Source organism: Pseudomonas sp. CC120222-01a (genome assembly GCF_003097235.1).
In the GTDB taxonomy this organism is placed as follows: Bacteria; Pseudomonadota; Gammaproteobacteria; order Pseudomonadales; family Pseudomonadaceae; genus Aquipseudomonas.
Window position 1 is genome coordinate 32158 of the sequence record NZ_QEQQ01000021.1, and the last position, 21110, is coordinate 53267.

The following is a 21110-nucleotide window of genomic DNA, read 5'->3' on the forward strand; positions in this document are numbered from 1 at the left end:
CGTTGCCGAGTGCCGGCGTGATGCCGACAATGAGCCATCATCCCCGTCCGGACCAGGCGCCATGTCGCAGCAGATCTTCTTCGCCCATGCCAACGGTTTTCCCTCGGCCACCTACGGCAAGCTGTTCGCTGCCCTGGCGCCGGATTATCAGGTCAGTCATCTGGCTCAGCACGCCCATGACCCGCGCTTTCCGGTGGACGATAACTGGCAGCAGCTGGTTGACGAACTGCTGCATCACCTGGCGCAGCAGGCGGCGCCGGTGTGGGGCGTCGGCCATTCGCTGGGGGGCGTGTTGCACCTGCACGCCGCCTTGCGCCGGCCCGAGCTGTATCGAGGCGTGGTGATGCTCGACTCACCGGTATTGACCCGTGCAGACCAGTGGCTGCTGCGCACCGCCAAGCGCTTTGGCTTCATCGACCGCATCACACCGGCTGGCCGTACCCTGGGGCGGCGCGAAGCCTTTGCCGACCGTGACAGCGCGCGCGTCTACTTTGCCAGCAAGTCGCTGTTCCGCCACTTCGACCCGGATTGCCTGGAAGCCTACCTCGAACATGGCCTGCAAGCGGACGAAGAGGGCTTGCGCCTGCGCTTCGACCCGGCCACGGAGATCAGCATCTACCGCAATATCCCGCACGCCAGCCCGGCGCCTGCGCGCCAGTTGCAGGTGCCCTTGGCGATGGTGCGTGGCGAGCGCAGCAACGTCATCCGCCGCCACCATACCCTGGCGGTGCGCGGCATGCCGCGGGGCGAATACCATAGCGTGCCGGGCGGGCACATGTTCCCGCTGGAACGGCCGACCGACACGGCCAGCCTGATCAAGGGCCTGTTCGACCGCTGGAGCCAGGCATGAGCGCGCAGGTCGAGGAAGTGCGCTTGAACCTGGGCCACATCGAGCTGGCCGCGCACCTGTTCGGCCCGGAGGATGGCCTGCCGGTGATCGCCCTGCACGGCTGGCTGGACAACGCCAACAGCTTCTCGCGCCTGGCCCCCCGGTTGAAGGGCCTGCGCATCGTCGCCCTCGATCTGGCCGGGCACGGTTATTCCGAGCATCGCCCATTGGGCGCGGGGTATGCCTTGGCCGATTACGCCCACGATGTGCTGCGGGTGGCCGAGCAACTGGGCTGGCAGCGTTTTGCCCTGCTCGGGCATTCGTTGGGCGCGATCATTTCGGTGCAAGTGGCGGGTGCCTTGCCAGACCGGGTCAGCCACCTTGCCCTGATCGACGGTGTCATTCCCCCGACCGGCGCCGAGCAGGATGCCGGTGAGCGCCTGGGCATGGCCCTGCAGGCCCAACTGCGGCTCGATGGCAAGCGCAAGTCCGTTTACCCGACCCTGGAGGAGGGCGTGCAGGCGCGCATGAAGGGCATGGTCGCGGTCAGCCGCGAAGCCGCCGAGCGCCTGGCCCAACGTGGCCTGATGCCGGTGCCCGGTGGTTACAGCTGGCGCAGCGACAGCCGCTTGACCCTGCCATCGCCAGTGCGCCTGAGCCAGGCCCAGGCCATGGCCTACGTGCGGCGAGTGAGCTGCCCGGCCAGCCTGGTGGTGGCGGCCGACGGCATGCTGGTGCGCCACACCGAACTGCTGGAGCAGCTACCCTTTGAGCAGACTGTGTTGCCCGGAGGGCATCACCTGCACCTGAATGACGAAGAGGGCGCGGCCCTTGTCGCAGACTGTTTCAATCGCTTCTTTGGCTTTGCTTGACTTGCACCGGACAAGTGTCGAGGCTTGGCGGGTTGAACAGGGAGACAACCATGCAACTGCCAGACATCCTGGAGCTTCAACCCGGCGCGCCGCGCCGCATGGGCCGCCGATGAGCGCCCCCGTTTCCATGCGTACTGCCATCGCCACCTGCCTCCTGCTGGCCAGCCCCTTGCTGTGGGCCGGCAGCCTGCCCGTGCCGGTGGACGCCAAGGTGGTCGACCAGCGCCCGGCCGTGGAGCAGGAGCGGGTCTATCCCATGGGCCCGCTGCGCAAGATCAGCGGCCGCCTGCGTGTCGAAGACAAGATCGAAAGCCGTGGCCAGGTCAGTTCGGTCACCTACGAGCTGCCGGTCGAGCGCAGCGCCCGTGAAGCCTTCACCAGCGCCCGCGAGGCGCTGCAGCATGACGGTGGCTATCCGTTGTTCTGGTGCCAGGGCCGCGATTGCGGCGAAGCTAGCCTGTGGGCCAACGACGTGTTTGCCAATGCCCGGTTGAACGGCGGTGACGAGCAGCAGGCGTTCATCCTGCTGCGCCGCTCGGCCGAGGAGGCCGACACCCTGGTTGCGCTGTACAGCGTCACCCGTGGCAACCGCCGCGCCTATCTGCATGTGGAAGAATTCGTCGCCAGCAGCCCGCTGGGCGAGATACTGCCGACCGCCGCCACGGTGCTGCGCGAAATGCGCGACACCGGCAAGCTCGACTACCCTGACCTGGCTGCACCGCAGGACAGCTGGGTGACCTTGCTGGCGCGCAGCCTGAACCTCGACAGCACCTTGCGCGCGAGCCTGAGTGGCGCCCAGGCCGAGGCCTGGCGCGAGCAACTGGTCAAGGCCGGTGTGCGTGATGGCCGCCTCGAAGTCGGCACTGCGCCCACCGATGGCCTGCATCTGGAACTGATTCGTTGAGTGAGCGTCACCATGGCCAACAATGACCGCCTGCTGATCCAGATTCTGCTGCTGGCGCTGCTGGGTGCCGCCCTGTGGGTCATGGCACCGTTCATCTCCGCGCTACTATGGGGGGCCATCCTGGCGTTCGCCAGCTGGCCGCTGATGCGCCTGCTGACGCGTGTGCTGGGGGGGCGTGAAACCCTGGCCGCCAGCCTGCTGACCACGGCCTGGATCCTGATCGTTGCCTTGCCGCTGGTGTGGCTGGGCTTCAACCTGGCCGACCACATCCGCGACGCCACCGCCTTTGTGCGTGACGTGCAGGTCGATGGCCTGCCCGATGCACCGGACTGGCTGGGCGGCATTCCCTTCGTGGGTGAGCGCCTGGTCAGTTGGTGGCAATCCCTCGATCAGCAAGGTGCGGCCCTGCTGCAGTCGATGAAGCCGTACCTGGGGCAGGTCGGCAACTGGCTGCTGGCGCGCAGCGCGCAGATCGGCAGCGGAGTACTGGAGCTGACGCTGAGCCTGGTGTTCGTGTTCTTCTTCTATCGTGACGGGCCGCGGCTGTCGGCTTTCGTGCTGCGGCTGCTGAACCGGCTTGTGGGCGAGCGGGCCGATTACTACCTGGAGCTGGTGGCCGGTACGGTCCAGCGGGTGGTGAACGGTGTGATCGGCACGGCGGCAGCCCAGGCGCTGCTGGCACTGATCGGGTTCCTGATTGCCGGAGTGCCTGGGGCGATCGTCTTGGGCCTGGTGACCTTCATGCTCAGCTTGATCCCGATGGGGCCACCGCTGGCATGGATCCCGGCGACGGGCTGGCTGGTGTGGAAGGGCGAATACGGCATGGCGGTATTCCTCGGTATCTGGGGCACCTTCGTCATCAGCGGCGTGGACAACGTGCTCAAGCCCTACCTGATCAGCCGCGGCGGCAACCTGCCGCTGGTCATCGTGCTGCTGGGTGTGTTCGGCGGCTTGCTGGCATTCGGCTTTATCGGCCTGTTCATCGGGCCGACTCTGCTGGCGGTCGGTTACAGCCTGCTGCTGGACTGGAGCCGTAACGCCGGGCAACCCCAGCAGTAAACCTGCACCGCCGCGAAGAGGCCGGCACAGAAAACCTGTACTTTGATTTTTACGCATTCTTTATTCCCATCCCCACCCCCTGATCTCGCCCCTTTACGCCCCTCCCTCGGACAATTCCTTCAAAGCGGTCAACACCGCACCACGGGGGAGTTCCACTCATGTACATGCTCGACGGGTTGTCACTGCTACTGGCAGTGGCCTTGGCGGTTTACCTGCTGGTAGCGCTGCTGCGCGCCGATCGCAGCTAGGGAGCGGCCATGCACAGTTACGATTACATGTTGCTAGTGGCTTTTTTCGCCATCGTGCTGCTGCCGGCACCCTGGCTCGGGCGTTTCTACTACAAGGTCATGGAAGGGCAGCGCACCTGGCTGACGCCCGTGCTGGGCCCGGTGGAGCAGGGCTGCTACCGCCTGGCTGGCGTGCGCGCCGACCAGGAGCAGAACTGGAAGCAGTACACCCTGGCGCTGCTGGCCTTCAACCTGGCCGGCTTCCTGCTGCTGTTCAGCGTGCTGCTGCTGCAAGGCTACCTGCCACTCAACCCGCAGCACCTGTCCGGCCAGGAATGGTCGCTGGCCTTCAACACAGCGGTGAGCTTCGTCACCAACACCAACTGGCAGGCCTACAGTGGTGAAGCGTCGGTCAGCTACCTGAGCCAGATGCTCGGCCTGACCGTGCAGAATTTCGTCAGCGCCGCCACTGGCCTGGCCGTGCTGGTTGCGCTGTGCCGCGGCATCGCCCGCCGTTCCACCACCAGCCTGGGCAACTTCTGGGTCGACATGACCCGCGCCACCCTCTACGGCCTGCTGCCGCTGTGCCTGCTGCTGGCGCTGCTGCTGGTGTGGCAGGGCGTGCCGCAGACCTTCGCCGACTACGCCCACGCCGTGACCCTGCAAGGCACCGACCAGACCATCCCGCTCGGCCCGGCCGCCAGCCAGATCGCCATCAAGCAGCTGGGCACCAACGGTGGTGGCTTCTTCGGCGTCAATTCGGCGCACCCGTTCGAAAACCCCACGGCCTGGAGCAACCTGTTCGAGGTGGCCTCGATCATCCTGATCCCGGTGGCGCTGGTGTTTACCTTCGGGCACTACGTCAAGGACCTGCGCCAGAGCCGCGCCATCCTCGCCTGCATGCTTGGCCTGTTCCTGCTGGGCGGCGCCACGGCGTTGTGGTCGGAATACCAGCCGAACCCGGCGCTGGAAAGCGCCCAGGTGCAGCAGAGCGCGCCCATGGAGGGCAAGGAGAGCCGCTTCGGCACCACCGGCTCGGTGTTGTGGACCGTGACCACCACAGCGGCCTCCAATGGCTCGGTCAATGCCATGCACGACAGCCTAAACCCGCTGACCGGCATGGTCGCGATGGTCAACATGATGGTCGGTGAAGTGATCTTCGGCGGTGTCGGCGCCGGGCTCTACGGCATGCTGCTGTTCGTGCTGATCGCCGTGTTCCTGGCCGGATTGATGATTGGCCGCACGCCAGAATACCTGGGCAAGAAGCTGCAAGCGCGGGAGGTGCAGCTGCTGGTGGCGACCTTGCTGGTGATGCCGGTGGGCGTGCTGGTGCTTGGCGCCATCGCCGCCAGCCTGCCAGGCCCGGCAGGTGCAGTGAGCAACCCGGGCGCCCACGGCTTCAGCCAGCTGCTGTACGCCTACACCTCAGGCACCGCCAACAACGGCTCGGCGTTCGCCGGCTTTGGCGCCAACACGGTGTACCACAACGTGATGATCGGCCTGGCCATGCTGATCGGCCGCTTCGGCTACATCCTGCCGATCCTGGCCCTGGCCGGCAGCCTGGCGGCGAAGAAGAGCGCGCCCCAGGGCAGCAACAGCTTCCCCACCCACGGCCCGCTGTTCGCCTGCCTGTTGCTGGTGACCATCCTGCTGGTCGGTGGCCTGACCTTCCTGCCGACCCTGGCCCTCGGGCCGATCGCCGAACAACTGAGCCTGGGTTTCTGAGGAATCATCCATGAACATGCCCATTCCTGAAGTGAAAGCCTCACACAGCGCCAAGGACCAGACCCGCTTCGCGGCCCTGTGGCGGCCGGCGCTGGTGCAGGCCTTCGTCAAGCTTGACCCGCGCCAGCTCAAACGGGCGCCGGTGATGCTGGTGGTCGCCCTGACGGCCATCCTCACCACCGCACTGTGCTTCGCCCCCGGCAATGGCGTCAGCACTGGCGTCGCCGCGCAGATTGCCCTGTGGCTGTGGTTCACCGTGCTGTTTGCCAACTTTGCCGAGGCCCTCGCCGAGGGCCGTGGCAAGGCTCGCGCCGACAGCCTCAAGGCCGGTAGCCAGGGGCTGACGGCACAGCGCCGCAAACGCGACGGCAGTTTCGAAAGCGTCGCGGCCACGGCACTGCGCAAGGACGATGTGGTACGCGTGGTGGCCGGCGAGATGATCCCCGGTGACGGCGAGGTGCTCGAAGGCATCGCGGCGGTCAACGAAGCGGCCATCACCGGCGAGTCCGCGCCGGTCATCCGCGAATCTGGCGGCGACCGTTCGGCCGTCACCGGTAACACCCGGCTGGTCTCCGACTGGCTGCTGATCCGCATCACCAGCAACCCCGGCGAGTCTACCTTGGACCGCATGATCGCCCTGGTCGAAGGCGCCAAGCGGCAGAAGACCCCCAACGAAATCGCCCTCGACATCCTGCTGATCGGCCTGACCCTGATCTTCCTGATCGTGGTGGTGACCCTGCAACCGTTCGCCCATTTTGCCGGCGGCAGCCTGCCGCTGATCTTCCTCGCCGCGCTGCTGGTGACGCTGATCCCGACCACCATCGGCGGCCTGCTCTCGGCCATCGGCATCGCCGGCATGGACCGCCTGGTACGCCTTAACGTGATCGCCCGCTCCGGCCGCGCAGTGGAGGCAGCCGGCGACGTGCATACGTTGATGCTCGACAAGACCGGCACCATCACCTTCGGCAACCGCCGCTGCAGCGCCCTGCATGCGGCCCCGGGCGTGACCGCCAAGGAGCTGGGGGAGGGTGCCTTGCTGGCGTCGCTGGCCGATGACACCGCCGAGGGCAAGTCGATTGTCGAATACCTGCGCCAGTTGCACGACTTCATCGAGCCGTCGCCCGGGCAGTACCAGGCCATTGCCTTCAGCGCCGAGTCGCGCCTGTCGGGCATCGACTTCCAGCAGCACCGCTACCGCAAGGGCGCTGTCGACGCCGTGCTGGCCTTCGTCGGCATGCAGCGCCTCGACCTGCCGGCCGCGTTGGCCCGTGAAGTGGAGCGGATCGCCCAGAGCGGCGGCACCCCGCTGCTGGTGTGCCTGGACAAGCGCCTGCTCGGCGTGATCCACCTCAAGGACGTGGTCAAGCCGGGCATCCGCGAGCGTTTTGCCGAGCTGCGCAAGCTGGGCATCCGCACGGTGATGGTGACCGGCGACAACCCGCTGACCGCTGCGGCCATCGCCGCCGAAGCCGGCGTGGACGATGTGCTCGCCGAAGCCACCCCGGAGAAGAAACTGGCCCGCATCCGCCAGGAGCAGAACGACGGCCGCCTGGTGGCCATGTGCGGCGACGGCGCCAACGACGCCCCGGCGCTGGCCCAGGCGGACGTCGGCATGGCCATGAACGATGGCACCCAGGCGGCGCGCGAGGCGGCCAACATGGTCGACCTGGACAGCGACCCCACCAAGCTGCTGGACGTGGTGCAGGTGGGCAAGGAACTGCTGGTGACCCGGGGTGCCCTGACCACCTTCTCCATCGCCAACGACGTGGCCAAGTACTTCGCCATCCTGCCGGCGCTGTTCGCCGCCATCTACCCGCAGCTCGGTGTGCTCAACCTGATGCACCTGGCCAGCCCGCAGAGCGCGATCCTCTCGGCGATCGTGTTCAACGCGCTGATCATCATCGTGCTGATCCCGTTGGCCCTGCGCGGCGTGCGTGTGCAGGCGGCGAGTGCCGCGCACCTGCTGCGGCGCAACCTGCTGATCTACGGGCTGGGCGGCATCATCGTGCCGTTTGCCGGGATCAAGCTGATCGACCTGCTGCTCAATGCCTTGCACCTGGTCTGAGGAGGCCATCATGAACAGTTACGTACGCCCGGCGATGAGCCTGATCCTGCTGATGACGGTCGTCACTGGCGCGCTGTACCCGCTGGCGGTGACCGGGGTTGCCCAGCTGGCGTTCCCCGAACAGGCCAATGGCAGCCTGGTGCGCGATGAGCGCGGGCAGGTGCGGGGTTCGGCCTTGATCGCCCAGGATTTCCAGGGCGATGGCTGGTTCCACTCGCGGCCCTCGGCCGGGGCATTCGCCACCGTGGCCAGCAGCGCCAGCAACCTGGCACCGAGCAACCCGGCGCTGGCCGAACGGGTCAAGGGCGATGCTGCGGCACTGTACCAGGCGCAGTTGGGGCCGGTGCCGCAGGCCTTGCTGACCACCTCGGGCAGCGGCCTCGACCCGCACTTGCCACCGCAAGCAGTGGCCTACCAGATTCCTCGGGTGGCAGCGGCGCGGCAGGTACCGGTGGAGCGCTTGCAAGCCTTGCTGGAAGAGGCCACCCTCCACCCATTGATCGGGCCACCGGTGGTCAATGTGCTGGCCTTGAACCAGGCACTGGAACAGCTGAGCCGCTGATGCAAAGCTGCCCTCTATCTCTGTAGGAGCGGCCTTGTGTCGCGAAAGGGCTACAGAGCAGCCCCAGCACTTTCAGCAATGATGCTGAATGTCTGGGGCCGCTTTGCGGCCCTTTCGCGACACAAGGCCGCTCCTACAAGGCATGAATTGCCCCAGAAGGATGAAACATGAGTGACTCCACCCGCGCAGACGCGCTGTTGGCCACCCTCCCACGCAGCGGTCGCGGTCGGCTCAAGGTCTTCCTCGGCGCCGCCCCCGGCGTGGGCAAGACCTTCGCCATGCTCCAGGCCGCCCACGCCCAGCAACGCCAAGGTGTGCAGGTGCTGGCCGGGGTGGTCGAAACCCACGGCCGCGCCGAGACCGAGGCACTGCTCGGCGGCCTGCTCCAACAGCCCTTGCTGCGCAGCGAATACCGTGGCGTCACCCTGGAGGAAATGGACCTCGACGGCCTGCTCAAGGCCGCGCCGACCCTGGCCCTGGTCGACGAACTGGCCCACACCAACGCCCCCGGCAGTCGTCACGCCAAGCGCTGGCAGGACGTGCAGGAGCTGCTCGCCGCCGGCATCGACGTGTACACCACGGTCAACGTCCAGCACCTGGAAAGCCTCAACGACAAGGTCCGCGGCATCACCGGCGTGCAGGTGCGCGAAACCCTGCCGGACTGGGTACTGCAGGAAGCCTTCGAGCTGGTGCTGATCGACCTGCCGCCGCGCGAGCTGCTCGAACGCCTGCGCGAAGGCAAGGTGTATGTGCCGGAGCAGGCACGGGCCGCCATCGATGCGTACTTCTCACAAACCAACCTTACCGCCCTGCGCGAGCTGGCCATGCAGACCGCCGCCGCCCAGGTCGACGCCGACCTTGCCCACGGTTACCGCCTGCGCGGCGAAGCGGCGCCGGCCTTGCGTGGGCGCCTGCTGGTGGGCGTGGATGGCGATGAGCAGGCCGAGCGCCTGGTGCGCCACGCCAGCCGTGTTGCCCAGCGCCGCCACCTGCCGTGGAGCCTGGTGCATGTCGACAACGGCCGGTTGCGTGACGAAGCCGCCCGCCAGCGCCTGCAGGCGGCCCAGCAACTGGCCGAGCGTCTGGGGGGCGAGGTGGTGTTGCTGCGTGCCGGCGAAGTGGCGCGGACCTTGATCCAGCACGCCACCGAGCGTCGCGCCAGCCTGGTGCTGGTCGGGCAATCCCGTGACCGGCTGCGCCGTCGCCTGTTCGGCGCCGGCGTTGCCACCCGGCTGCTGCGCGAAAGCCATGGCCTGGAGATCAACGTGCTCGACCGCGACAGCCAGGCACGGCCGGCGCGGGCTGCGGTCAGCCGGGTGTGGGTCTGGCGCCACTACCTGCTGGCGCTGGTGGCCACGGCGTTGGCCGCCGGCCTGGCCTGGGGCGTGTCGAGCGTGCTGGCGCTGCCCAATATCTCGCTGGTGTTCCTTGCCGCGGTGCTGCTGGTGGCCGTGCGCAGCAGCCTGGGCCCGGCGCTGGCCTGTGCGGCGCTGTCATTCCTGACCTACGACTTCCTGTTCATTCCGCCGAACTTCTCGTTCAGCATCCAGCGCGAGGAAGACGTACTAACGCTGGTGTTCTTCCTGCTCATGGCGGCCCTCACCGGCAACCTCGCGGCCCGCCAGCGCAGCCAGCTGCAGGCCCTGCGCGAAACCCAGGCGCAGACCAACCAGCTGCTCGACCTGTCGCGCCGGCTGACCGTGGCCACTGACCGCCAGGCCGTGTTCAACGCCGCCGGTCGCCACCTCAATGGCTGGAAAGACGTGCAGGTGTGCCTGCTGGAGCGCAACAGCGAAGGGCTGCTGCACCTGGCGAGCGGCGAAGCCCAGGCCTTGAGCGACAACGAGCGTGCCGCCGCCGAGTGGGCCTGGCAGCATGGCCAGGCCGCTGGCCACGGCAGTGATACCTTACCCAACGGGCGCTGGTGGTGGTGGCCGCTGGCGGTTGACGATCAGCCCCTGGCGCTGCTCGGTGTGCGCCCACGCTCAGGCGAACCGCTGAGTGCCCAGCGTCGGCGCCTGCTGATGGCCCTCGGCCAACCCCTGGCCCAGGCCCTGGCCCGTGCCCGGCTGGCCGAACAGCTCGAAGCCGCCCGCCTGCACGGCGAAACCGAGCAGCTGCGCAGTGCCTTGCTCGCCTCGGTGTCCCACGACCTGCGCACCCCACTGACGGCCATGCGCGGCAGTATCGACAGCCTGCTGGCGCTGGGCGAGGCGATCCCCGTCGAAGATCGCCGCGAGCTGCTCGAAGGCACGCGCAACGAAGCCGAGCGCCTGGACCGCTACATCCAGAACCTGCTCGACATGACCCGCCTCGGCCACGGCGGCCTCAAGCTTGCCCGCGACTGGGTAGCCCCGGCCGACATTGTCGGCAGTGCCCTCAACCGCCTGCGCGCGGTGCTGGCGCCGTTGCACGTGCACACCGAGGTGCCCGGCGAGCTGCCGTTGCTGTTCGTGCACGCCGCGCTGATCGAGCAGGCGCTGATCAATGTGCTGGAAAACGCCGCACGCTTCTCGCCCGCCCAAGGCCGCCTGGAGTTGCAGGTTTCGGTGCACGATGAGCAGCTGCACTTTGCCGTCAGCGACCAGGGGCCCGGCATCCCGGTGGCTGAACGCGAGAAGATCTTCGACATGTTCTACACCGCTGCCCGTGGTGATCGTGGCGGGCAGGGCACCGGCCTGGGCCTGGCGATCTGCCAGGGCATGATCGGTGCCCACGGCGGGCAGATCCTGGTGGGCGACGGCATCGATGGCCACGGCACCTGCATCACTCTATGCTTGCCGCTGCCCCAGCAACCCGAAGCCGAAAGCGAAACCCCATGAGCCAGTCCGCCACCCTGTTGGTCATCGACGACGAACCACAGATCCGCAAGTTCCTGCGCATCAGCCTCAGCTCCCAGGGCTACAAGGTGATCGAAGCCGCCACCGGCAGCGAAGGCCTGGCCCAGGCCGCGCTGGCCAAGCCCGACCTGGTGGTGCTCGACCTCGGCCTGCCCGACATGGACGGCCAGCAGGTGCTGCGCGAGTTGCGCGAGTGGAGCGCGGTGCCGGTGCTGGTGCTGTCGGTGCGGGCCAGCGAAGTGCAGAAGGTAGACGCGCTGGATGGCGGCGCCAACGACTATGTGACCAAGCCCTTCGGCATCCAGGAGTTTCTGGCCCGGGTGCGTGCGCTGCTGCGCCAGGTGCCGCAGTCGGGCGGCAGCGAAGTGACGGCGAGCTTCGGGCCGCTGGTGGTGGACTTCGCCTTTCGCAAAGTGACGCTGGATGGCCTGGAGATCGCACTGACGCGCAAGGAGTACGCGTTGCTTGCACAGCTGGCGGGGCACCCGGGGCGGGTGATTACCCAGCAGCAATTGCTCAAGGACATCTGGGGGCCGACCCATGTCGACGACACCCACTACCTGCGGATCGTGGTGGGGCATTTGCGGCAGAAGCTCGGTGATGATCCGACGGCGCCGAGGTTCATCATTACCGAGGCCGGAGTCGGCTACCGCCTGGTGGCGCCATCGCCAGGTTGACGCGGTCAATGTGGGAGCGGCCTTGTGTCGCGAAAGGGGCGCGAAGCGGCCCCAGGATCTCAGCTTCGCAGCATAGATTGCCGGGGCTGCTGCGCAGCCCTTTCGCGACACAAGGCCGCTCCCACAATCAGGCCCTCGGGGGTTCCTTTTCGAAGAGCTGGCGCATGACTTCCAGATAGCGCCTGGCACCCAGGCCCAACGGCCGCGGCTTCAGCCAGATGATGTCCACCCACAGCCGCAACCGGCTGGCCATGTTGTCAAACCGCACCTCGGCCAGTGCCCCCGAGGCAATCAACGGCTCCACCAGCGGCTGCGGCAAATACGCCCAGCCCAGGCCGGACTGCACCAGGTCGAGCGTCGCCAGATAGCTGTCGGTCAACCATATCCGCCGCGACAGCACCATGCGCGGGTCCGAGCCGGTGGCCTTGCCCGAAGCCACGATGATCTGTCGCTGTTCGGCAAACGCTTCTTCAGGCAGCGGCGTGCCACTGTTGCTGCCAGCGGGATGACGCGGTGAAGCGACAGCCACCAGCAACTGGCTGCCCGCTTCGAGAAAGGACTCGCGCTCATCGATCCCCGGGCGCTCGAACACCAGCGCCAGTTGCACGCTGCCTTCATGCAGCAGGCGCACCGCTTCGGTCTGGGTTGCCGAGCGCACTTCGATCTCCAGGCTGGGAAACTCCTTCGCCAGGGTTTCCAGCGGCTGGCTCCAGCGGCCGGTCTGCAGCTCCGGGGCCATGGCGATGGTCAGGCGCTTTTCCAGCCCCTGGTGCAGTTGCAGGGCCTGGGCGTCGAGCAGGTTGAGCTGGCAGATCACCTGCCTGGCTTGCGGCTCCAGCGCCAGGGCAGCACTGGTAGGCAGGGCTTTACGTGTAGCGCGGTCGAACAGGGCCAGGTCCAGCTCGGCCTCCAGTTGCGCGATCGCCATGCTCACGGCCGACGGTACACGCCCCAGCTTGCGAGCGGCTGCAGAGAACGACCCGGCATCCATGACTGCAAGGAAAATTGCCAGTGAGTCGCTGGTAAAGGCCATTGTCAGTGAACCTGATGATAATTGTCTTTTGTGGTTGGAAATTATGATCATTAATGCACAGCTCGGACAATCCCCCAAGGACAACAACGTGCATAGACCCACGGCGTGGCATGTCACCCACTGGAGTACAGACCCGTTCAGCTTAGGAGCCTACAGCGCACTGCTGCCAGGCGGGACCGGGCAGCACCGAGCAGTCCTTGGCCAGGTGCTGGAAAGACGGCTGGTCATCGCCGGGGAGGCCTGTAGCGGCACTGCTCCGGCGATGACCCACGGGGCCTGGGAAGATGGCCTGCGTGCTGCCGAGGCGGCTTTGCATGCCGGCGCTCGCAAGGTGATTGTGATCGGCGCTGGTTGCGCGGGGCTGGCAGCTGCGCGGTCCTTGCATGAGCAAGGTATCGAATGCGTCGTTCTGGAGGCCAGGGGGCGAACGGGTGGGCGCACGCACACTATTGAACTGGGTGGCGTTAGGGCCGATGAAGGTGCTGCATGGCTTCAGCATTTCGCCGACAACCCCTTGGCCGCCCTTGCCCTGCAACAGGGGCTGGCTTGCGTCGAGACCGACTTCGGCAACCCGCTCGCTGCTGCGCGCGGCGGGGTGTTGCCTGACATCGACGGCGCTTGGTTGGCCCTGACAGAAGCTATTGATCGGCGGTTGCCCTTGTCCGATGCGATCGACCGCTACATGGCTAGCCTTGATCCAGCAGAGGTGCGCGCGACGCAATTCGCCATCGACGGCAACCTGGTACTGGAAGCGTGCCTGCCCGTGGCGCAGTTGTCGATCTGCGCGCTGGACGAGGAGGGTGTAGGGCATGGAGATCGCATGCTGCCCGGTGGCTACAGCGAACTTGTAGATCGCCTGGCGCAGGGGCTGGATATCCGCCTGAACAGCCCGGTAACGTCCATCGACTGGTCAGGCGCGAAGGTCGTGGTCAATGACCAGTCGTGCGATTTCTGCATTTGCACAGTCCCTCTAGGCGTGCTGAAAACGCTGCACTTCAACCCTGTGTTGCCAGACGCACAGCAACAAGCACTGGCACATCTGGCAATGGGCAAGCTGGAAAAGGTGATTCTGCAATTCGATGAGCGCTGGTGGCCGCGTTCACCCTCGGGTTACCTACGCTGGTACGACGAGCCTGCCAGTTGGGGGGAGTGGCTGGACCTGACCGACACGGTGGGCAAGCCCACCATTGCCGGGTTGATTGCCGCCGATGCGATCGAGCGGCAGTTCACCGGGCGTACCGATGAGCAGATCGCCATGGCTGCCTGCGCGGCTTTACAGGCGTGGGCCGCAGCGCTGGGGCCCACACCTTGACAGTTACAGCCCTTCGCCAAGCACCCGGTCGATGCTGTCGACAAAGTAGTCGACGCTGGCCCGGGTGGTGCACATCGGCGGCTTGATCTTGAGGATGTTCAGGTAGTCGCCGGTCGGCTGCATGAAGATCCCCAGTTCGCGCAGGCGGTCGCACAGCAGCATGGTTTCCTCGGTGGCCGGCTCCAGGGTTTCACGGTTGCGCACCAGCTCCAGCCCCAGGTAGAAGCCCGAACCATGGGCCGCACCGGCCAGTGGGTGCTTGTCGACCAGTGCCTGCAGGCGTGCCTTGAAATAGCGCCCGGTGTCGCGGGCGTTGTCCCACAGGCCTTCCTCCTGCATCACGTCCAGTACCGCCATGCCGATGCGACAGCTCACCGGGCTGCCGCCGGCCGAGGAGAAGAAGTAACCCTCGGCCTCCAGAGCCTCGGCGATTTCGCGGCGGGTGATCACCACACCCAGCGGCTGGCCGTTGCCCATGCCCTTGGCCATGGTGATGATGTCGGGCACCACGCCTTGCTCCTCGAAGCCCCAGAAGTACTCGCCCAGGCGGCCATAACCGACCTGCACCTCGTCGGCGATGCACACGCCGCCCCGGGCCCGGACCTTGGCATAGGCGTCGCGCAGGTAACCGGCCGGCAGCGAAATGCCGCCGGCATTGCCGTACACCGGTTCGCAGATGATGCCGGCCAGCTGACGGCCACGGGCATCGAGGTCGGCCAGCTTGGTGTCGACGTCGCGCAGGTAGTCGGCCGCCGTGTCGGCACCGCGGAAGCGGCCGCGGAAAGTGTTCGGTGCCTCCACCGGGTGCACCCAGTCGGGGCGGGTTTCCAGGGCCTGCGGGTTGTCGGCGATCGAGGTGGAAATGGCATCGGTGGCCACCGACCAGCCGTGGTAGGCCTCCAGCACGCTGAGCAGGTCGCGGCCACCGCTGTAGGCCCAGGCCAGGCGGATCGCCAGGTCGTTGGCCTCGGTGCCGCTGTTGACCATGAATACCCGGTCGAAGCCCTCGGGCGCGAGGTCGAGCAGGCGCTCGGAGAACTCGGTGATGGCGGCGTAGTGGAAGCGCGAGTTGGTGTTGAGCAGCGACCACTGGCGCGCCGATTCGGCGACCATGCGCGGGTGGCCGTGGCCCAGTACGGCGACGTTGTTGAGCATGTCCAGGTACGAACGGCCTTGCAGGTCGATCAGGTAGTTGCGCCAGCCGCGCTCGATCTGCGGCGGTTGCGCGTAATAGTGCTTCTGCGAGCGGGCGAAGCTGGCGTCGCGACGGGCCAGCAGGGCTTGTGGGTCGGGCAACGGTTCGGCGTCGCAATCGAAGCCCAGCAGCACGGCTGGCGTCGGACACAGGGCCAGCCAGGCGGCAGCTTGCGATGGTGTGGCGAAGAATGGCGGCTGGATGTGGCTGTCGAGGCACAACTGGACGCTGAGGAAGCCACAGCTGCTGCCCAGCGATTGCCCTTTGGCCACGGCCTGGCCATCCGCCGGGGCATCTTCCAGGCCCTGCAGCCACAAGGCCCAGTGCGGCGTACGCAGGCAGCCGCGGCCGTCGCCGTGACGTTGCCAGATGCCCGCTTCGGGCGCCTGAACCGGGCTGCCGTTGGGCACATGCAGCTCCACGCCCAGCGCGCAGGTGGCGGGCTCTTCGGGGCGATCGACATGGGTTTGTGACAGTCGATACTGGCCGTGCAGGCTGCAGGCCGGCGCAGGTTGCGCGCTCAGCAGGTGCTGGTCGAAGCCCGCCTGTTCCCAGTTGCCGGCTTCGCAGTGCGCGCTGAGCACGCCCAAGTCGATTCGCCTGACCGCCTGCCCGGCCAACTCGGGGAGCAGGGGCGCACAGCCCGTCAGGTCGACGGCATCGGCTTGCAGGCCGGCCGCCTGCAGAATGGCCGCCACCATCAAGGCGAACGGCACGGCCGTGGCGGTATCGAAGATTTCCCATTCATGGGCGACGTTGTCACGGGTGTACTGGTTGTCCGGATCTACGGCCAATTGCTGAGCGCTGCTCAGTACCAGCACTGCCGCACGGTTCAGCACCAAAGGCCACAAGGCACGCAGCTCGGCCTCGGTCAGCGGGTTGAGGGCCTGGTAGGCGCTGACTGCTGGCAGGATGCGCAGCGGGTCGCCTTCGGCATGGTGCAGCAGCGCTGCGCAGGTCACCGATAGGTCGGCGATGCGCCAAGTGCGCGACAGGTCACCGAAGTCGATCACACCCTGCAGTTGCCATTGGCGCTGGTCGTCCTGGGCCCACACGGTGTTGTCGTCGGTAATGTCCAGGTGCACCGCCTGGGTCGGCAGCCGCTCCGCCAAAGGTGCCAGGCGCTCGCAGGCCACGCGGGTGGCCTGCTCGATGCGAGCGCGTTGCCCGGTGTCCTTCAGTATTGGCAGCAGGTGTTCGATCAGCGCTTGGGCATGTTGCGGGTCCCATTGCAGGGTACGCACCAGTCCAGGGTGGTCGAAGTCGACCAAGGCCAGGTCGAGCTGTGCGCATAGCCTGCCCAGCTCAGCCATCAGGCGTGGCGGCATGTGTTTGAGGCGGGTCAGTGGCTGGCCGTCGATGTAGTCGAGCAGGCGCACCCGCAGTGGCTGCCCGTCGATGTCCACTGCCAGCAAGGTTTCGCCACTTTGCGCAGCTTGCACGGCAGGCACTGGCAGGCCCTGCTCGCGCAGGTAGGCCAGGGCGGCGTGCTGTGCCTGAAGTTCGACCTCGGCGTAGCTGCCATGGCAGGCCTTGAGCACGAAGCGCCCTTGGGCTGTGTCCACGCGGAAGTTCAGGTCCTGCTGGCTGCCCAGCGCAGTCAGGTCGCCATCCAGGCCGTAGTGCGCCTGCAGTAGCTTATGCGCCTGGGCTTCGCTGAGAGAGGGGCTGGGAAGGCCGGAACGCTGGATCAGCGTGTCGAGGGCTGGGGAGGCGGGCTGTTGTTGTTGGCTGGACATGGGCTCTACCGTTGTTGCTGGGAGTTGACTGGAGAGAATCTATTCCCGATCTGGCTGATGATGAAAGACGATCGTGATCAGAATTTTTGATGAGTGGTCGGGTGGGCGAGGTGCCTGTCGTGGGATCACAGCAGGGCTGACAGGTGCTTGCCACAACAGTTGCAGAGCCTGTGAGATCGAGCGCCGCCCGTGCGGCGCATCGCGGGCAAGCCCGCTCCCACATCTGTTTCGGGCCAGTCACTCCTGTGCCGCCAACAGGATCCGCCCTGGTGCATGGCTGGAGACAGGTGGAGCGGCATCAGCGTCCACCGAGATACATCGACATGCCAACAAGGCGGTCCCTGTTGGCTTCACAGGAGAGATTGGCCCGAAACAGATGTGGGAGCGGGCTTGCCCGCGATGCGCCGCGCGGGCGGCGCTCGATCTGATAGGCGCTGCACATCTGTCGGCGAACACCTGGTGGCCGTGATGCGTTACCAGCCCCGGCCGATCAATGCCTCATGCCGAGTTCGGCGTCATCCATCAGCGCCTTGGCCATCGCGCTCAGATAATGAGAAGCCCAGATCATCATCGGTTTCTCGTCCATCAGGCCAAGAATGGTCAGTTCCCGCACATAGCCCATGAGTTCCGAGGCCTGTTCACGGGCATCCTGGCAAGGAATGCCGGGTTCGATGCGGAACAGTGGGTGGGTCTGGTTTTCACCTTGGAAGAAGGTGGTCTTGCCGACAGTGCATTGGGGGTTGTCTGTGGACATTGTGTAAATCTCCCTGAAATCTCTATTGCTTGGTCTGGCCTCTTCGCGGGCACGCCCGCACACAGGGGTACGCAATCCCCTGTGGGAGCGGGCGTGCCCGCGAAGAGGCCAGACCAGCCAGCACATCACCTGAGCCTCAGTGCAAAGTCCGAGGCCCAGTGGGCATCTGCACCTGAATTAAGGCTGACTCGAGCAAAGCCCGCAGCGCTTCCATTTCATGCATCGAGGTCATCATCAGGATCGACGACGGTGATTTGGGATGTAGCAACAACGCCTGTTGCACCACGGTCGCCGCGCATAGCGCGTAGTCCGCAGCCTGAATAAGCGTGTCTTCAAGGGAATGAAAATCGTGGGGTGGATCGGGGACAATCTTCAGCATATACATCTCCTTTTTTCCGGTTTTGCTGCCATCCGTCCGCTGTCAAACGGTTGGGTGGCAGCTGTGCGCGGGTTGACAGACCGGTGGAAAGAAAGGAAAGACCGGCGCACGCAAGCGTGCCCACACGCACAGCCGCCATTGAGGGCGACGCGGGTGCACTAACTTTCAATTCCGGCCTGTCAAAGCCGCATCGCTGATGTTCAGCGACCAACCGAGACTAGGGCTCGACCCACACAGCCGCAACGGAAAAAGAGCGCCCGGAGTATCTTTGGGAAATGGACTACAAACCAGCGGTTAAATCTGATTCTGAATGCTTCAAACGTCCGCCAAAAACGCTGCCTCAAGCAGTTGCTTTGTATAAACATGTTGCGGCGCATGGAAGATCTCCCGCGCATCCCCTTGCTCCACCACATGCCCATGCTTGATCACCATCAACTGGTGGCTCAGCGCTTTCACCACTGCAAGGTCGTGGCTAATGAACAAGTAAGTCAGGTTGTACTTGGCCTGCAGATTCCTCAGCAACTCCACCACCTGCCGCTGCACCGTGCGGTCCAGCGCCGAGGTGGGCTCATCCAGCAAAATCAGCGCGGGTTTCAGTACCAACGCGCGGGCTATGGCGATCCGCTGTCGCTGACCACCGGAAAATTCATGCGGGTATCGATGGCGGGTGCGCGGGTCCAGCCCCACTTCCTCCAGCGCCGCAACGATTGCGGCTTCCTGCTCTTCAGGCGTGCCGATCTTGTGAATCCGCAGCCCCTCGCCAACGATATCCGCCACACACATGCGCGGGCTCAGGCTGCCGAAGGGGTCCTGAAATACCACCTGCATTTCCCGCCGCAGCGGCCGCACTGCCTTCTGGTTCATCCCTTCGAGCTGCTGCCCATGAAAGCGGATCCCGCCCTGGCTGGAGATCAAGCGCAGAATCGCCAGGCCCAGTGTCGACTTGCCCGACCCGGATTCGCCAACAATCCCCAACGTCTGCCCCTGGGGCAGGCTGAAGTTGATCCCGTCCACCGCCTTCACGTGGTCAACCGTCTTGCGCAACAGCCCCTTCTTGATCGGGAACCACACCTTCAGGTCTTTCACCTCCAGCAACGGCGCCCCGATCGGGTTATGCGCCGGCAACCCGCTGGGTTCGGCATTGATCAGCATCTGCGTGTAGTGATGCTGCGGCGCACTGAACAGGGTGGCGCACTCAGCCTGTTCGACGATCTGCCCGCGCTGCATCACGCACACGCGGTGGGCGATACGGCGCACCAGGTTGAGATCGTGGCTGATCAGCAGCAGGGCCATGCCTAACTTTGCCTGCAGCTTTTTCAACAGGTCGAGGATCTTCAACTGCACGGTCACATCCAGCGCCGTGGTCGGCTCGTCGGCAATCAATAGCTCCGGCTCGTTGGCCAGGGCCATGGCGATCATTACCCGCTGGCGCTGGCCGCCGGACAGTTCATGGGGCAGGGCCTTCAGGCGCTTGCGCGGTTCGGGGATGCCGACCAATTCCAGCAGTTCCAGTGTGCGCGCTGTGGCTTCCTTGCCGGTCAGGCCCTTGTGCAGCAGGAGGATTTCGTTGATCTGCTTTTCGATGCAGTGCAGCGGGTTCAGCGAGGTCATCGGCTCCTGGAAGATCATCGCGATGCGGTTGCCGCGAATACGTTGCAGGGTCTTCTCGTTCTGCTGCAGCAGGTCCTTGCCTTCATAGCGGATGCTGCCGCTGGGGTGACGGGCCAGCGGATAGGGCAGCAGGCGGAGGATCGAGTGCGCGGTGACGGATTTGCCCGAGCCGCTTTCGCCGACCAGGGCCAGGGTCTCGCCCTTGCGGATGTCGAAGCTGATGCCATCGACCACCCGGTTGACCTGCTCGCCGGTGACAAACTCCACCGCCAGGTCGCGCACTTCGATCAGGTTCTGTTCGCTCATTTCACTTCCTCGGGTCGAAGGCATCGCGGGCGGATTCGCCGATGAACACCAGCAGGCTCAGCATGATCGCCAGCACGGCGAAGGCGCTGATGCCCAGCCACGGGGCTTGCAGGTTGGACTTGCCTTGTGCCACCAGCTCACCCAGCGACGGTGCGCCAGGGGGCAGGCCGAAGCCGAGGAAGTCCAGCGCGGTCAGGGTGCCGATGGCACCGGTGAGGATGAACGGCATGAAAGTCATGGTCGAGATCATGGCATTGGGCAGGATGTGCCGGTACATGATCGCGCCGTTGCGCATGCCCAGGGCGCGGGCCGCGCGAACGTACTCAAGGTTGCGCCCGCGCAGGAACTCGGCGCGCACCACGTCCACCAGGCTCATCCACGAGAACAGCAGCATGATGCCCAGCAGCCACCAGAAGTTGGGCTGCACGAAGCTGGCAAGGATGATCAGCAGGTACAGCACCGGCAGGCCGGACCAGATTTCAAGGAAGCGCTGCCCGGCCAGGTCCACCCAGCCGCCGTAGAAACCCTGCAGGGCGCCGGCGATGACGCCGACGATGGAGCTGAGCACGGTCAGGGTGAGTGCGAACAGTACTGACACCCGGAAGCCGTAGATCACCCGTGCCAACACGTCGCGGCCCTGGTCGTCGGTACCCAGCCAGTTGTCCGCCGAGGGCGGCGCCGGAGCCGGTACGCGCAAGTCGTAGTTGATGCTCTGGTAGCTGAACGGGATCGGCGCCCAGACCACGAAGCTGTCTTTCTTCTCCAGCAAATCGCGGATGTACGGGCTCTTGTAGTTGGCCTCCAGCGGGAATTCACCGCCGAAGGTGGTTTCCGGGTAGCGCTTGAATGCCGGGAAGTACCACGAGCCGTCGTAGCGCACGGCAATCGGCTTGTCGTTGGCGATCAGCTCGGCGCCCAGGCTCAGGCCGAACAGGATCAGGAACAGCCACAGCGACCACCAGCCTCGGCGGTTGGCCTTGAAGCGCTCGAAGCGCCGGCGGTTGAGGGGGGACAGGGCCAT

17 protein-coding genes are annotated in these 21110 nt (G+C 65.8%); 11 read left to right on the top strand and 6 right to left on the bottom strand.

What is annotated here, in order from left to right:
* Positions 1-61: 61 nt before the first annotated feature.
* The 10 genes from N430_RS22705 to N430_RS22750 all read left to right on the top strand — a co-directional run bounded on the left by N430_RS22705 (position 62) and on the right by N430_RS22750 (position 11760).
* Positions 62-850: an alpha/beta fold hydrolase gene (locus N430_RS22705; RefSeq protein ID WP_110639036.1), complete on the top strand. Its 789-nt coding sequence runs from the start codon at positions 62-64 to the stop codon at positions 848-850.
* Positions 847-1701: an alpha/beta hydrolase gene (locus N430_RS22710; protein WP_110639037.1), complete on the top strand. Its 855-nt coding sequence runs from the start codon at positions 847-849 to the stop codon at positions 1699-1701. The genes N430_RS22705 and N430_RS22710 overlap by 4 nt, the downstream gene beginning before the upstream one ends.
* 109 nt (positions 1702-1810) lie before the next feature.
* Positions 1811-2605 carry a DUF4892 domain-containing protein gene (locus N430_RS22715; RefSeq protein ID WP_110639038.1) on the top strand — a complete coding sequence of 265 codons (795 nt, stop codon included), beginning with the start codon at positions 1811-1813 and terminating at the stop codon, positions 2603-2605.
* Positions 2606-2617: 12 nt separating this feature from the next.
* The gene (locus tag N430_RS22720) at positions 2618-3664 is read left to right on the top strand and encodes an AI-2E family transporter (protein ID WP_110639086.1); all 1047 of its coding nucleotides are present in this window, start codon (positions 2618-2620) and stop codon (positions 3662-3664) included.
* A 158-nt stretch (positions 3665-3822) separates the two neighbouring features.
* Entirely contained in the window at positions 3823-3912 is a 90-nt protein-coding gene (gene kdpF / locus N430_RS22725) for a K(+)-transporting ATPase subunit F (protein WP_033696222.1), read from the top strand.
* Between the two features lie 9 nt (positions 3913-3921).
* On the top strand, positions 3922-5616 hold the full coding sequence (gene kdpA, locus N430_RS22730) for a potassium-transporting ATPase subunit KdpA (protein ID WP_110639039.1): 1695 nt from the start codon (positions 3922-3924) through the stop codon (positions 5614-5616).
* 10 nt (positions 5617-5626) lie between these two features.
* Positions 5627-7681: a potassium-transporting ATPase subunit KdpB gene (gene kdpB, locus N430_RS22735; RefSeq protein WP_110639040.1), complete on the top strand. Its 2055-nt coding sequence runs from the start codon at positions 5627-5629 to the stop codon at positions 7679-7681.
* Positions 7682-7691: 10 nt separating this feature from the next.
* Entirely contained in the window at positions 7692-8243 is a 552-nt protein-coding gene (gene kdpC, locus N430_RS22740; protein WP_110639041.1) for a potassium-transporting ATPase subunit KdpC, read from the top strand.
* Positions 8244-8410: 167 nt separating this feature from the next.
* Positions 8411-11065 carry a sensor histidine kinase KdpD gene (locus N430_RS22745; protein ID WP_110639042.1) on the top strand — a complete coding sequence of 885 codons (2655 nt, stop codon included), beginning with the start codon at positions 8411-8413 and terminating at the stop codon, positions 11063-11065.
* Positions 11062-11760: a response regulator gene (locus N430_RS22750; protein ID WP_110639043.1), complete on the top strand. Its 699-nt coding sequence runs from the start codon at positions 11062-11064 to the stop codon at positions 11758-11760. Before N430_RS22745 ends, N430_RS22750 begins: the two co-directional genes overlap by 4 nt.
* A gap of 127 nt (positions 11761-11887) precedes the next feature.
* Here N430_RS22750 and N430_RS22755 read toward each other — a convergent pair whose 3' ends face one another.
* Positions 11888-12793, bottom strand: a complete 906-nt coding sequence (locus N430_RS22755; protein WP_110639044.1) for a LysR family transcriptional regulator — start codon at positions 12791-12793, stop codon at positions 11888-11890.
* 43 nt (positions 12794-12836) lie between these two features.
* Here N430_RS22755 and N430_RS22760 point away from each other — a divergent pair, with 43 nt between their 5' ends.
* Positions 12837-14105 (top strand): NAD(P)/FAD-dependent oxidoreductase, encoded by a 1269-nt coding sequence (locus tag N430_RS22760; protein ID WP_110639045.1) that lies wholly within the window; start codon positions 12837-12839, stop codon positions 14103-14105.
* 3 nt (positions 14106-14108) lie between these two features.
* Here the strand turns inward: N430_RS22760 and N430_RS22765 are convergent, their stop codons facing one another.
* From N430_RS22765 to N430_RS22790, 5 genes are all read right to left on the bottom strand, one after another.
* Positions 14109-17039 (bottom strand): aminotransferase, encoded by a 2931-nt coding sequence (locus N430_RS22765; protein ID WP_110639046.1) that lies wholly within the window; start codon positions 17037-17039, stop codon positions 14109-14111.
* A 490-nt stretch (positions 17040-17529) separates the two neighbouring features.
* Positions 17530-17793 carry a DUF3077 domain-containing protein gene (locus tag N430_RS22775; RefSeq protein ID WP_110639047.1) on the bottom strand — a complete coding sequence of 88 codons (264 nt, stop codon included), beginning with the start codon at positions 17791-17793 and terminating at the stop codon, positions 17530-17532.
* A 136-nt stretch (positions 17794-17929) separates the two neighbouring features.
* Entirely contained in the window at positions 17930-18172 is a 243-nt protein-coding gene (locus N430_RS22780) for a hypothetical protein (protein ID WP_110639048.1), read from the bottom strand.
* A 315-nt stretch (positions 18173-18487) separates the two neighbouring features.
* Positions 18488-20089 (bottom strand): ABC transporter ATP-binding protein, encoded by a 1602-nt coding sequence (locus N430_RS22785; RefSeq protein ID WP_110639049.1) that lies wholly within the window; start codon positions 20087-20089, stop codon positions 18488-18490.
* 1 nt (position 20090) lies between these two features.
* Positions 20091-21110, bottom strand: a complete 1020-nt coding sequence (locus tag N430_RS22790; RefSeq protein ID WP_103446637.1) for an ABC transporter permease — start codon at positions 21108-21110, stop codon at positions 20091-20093.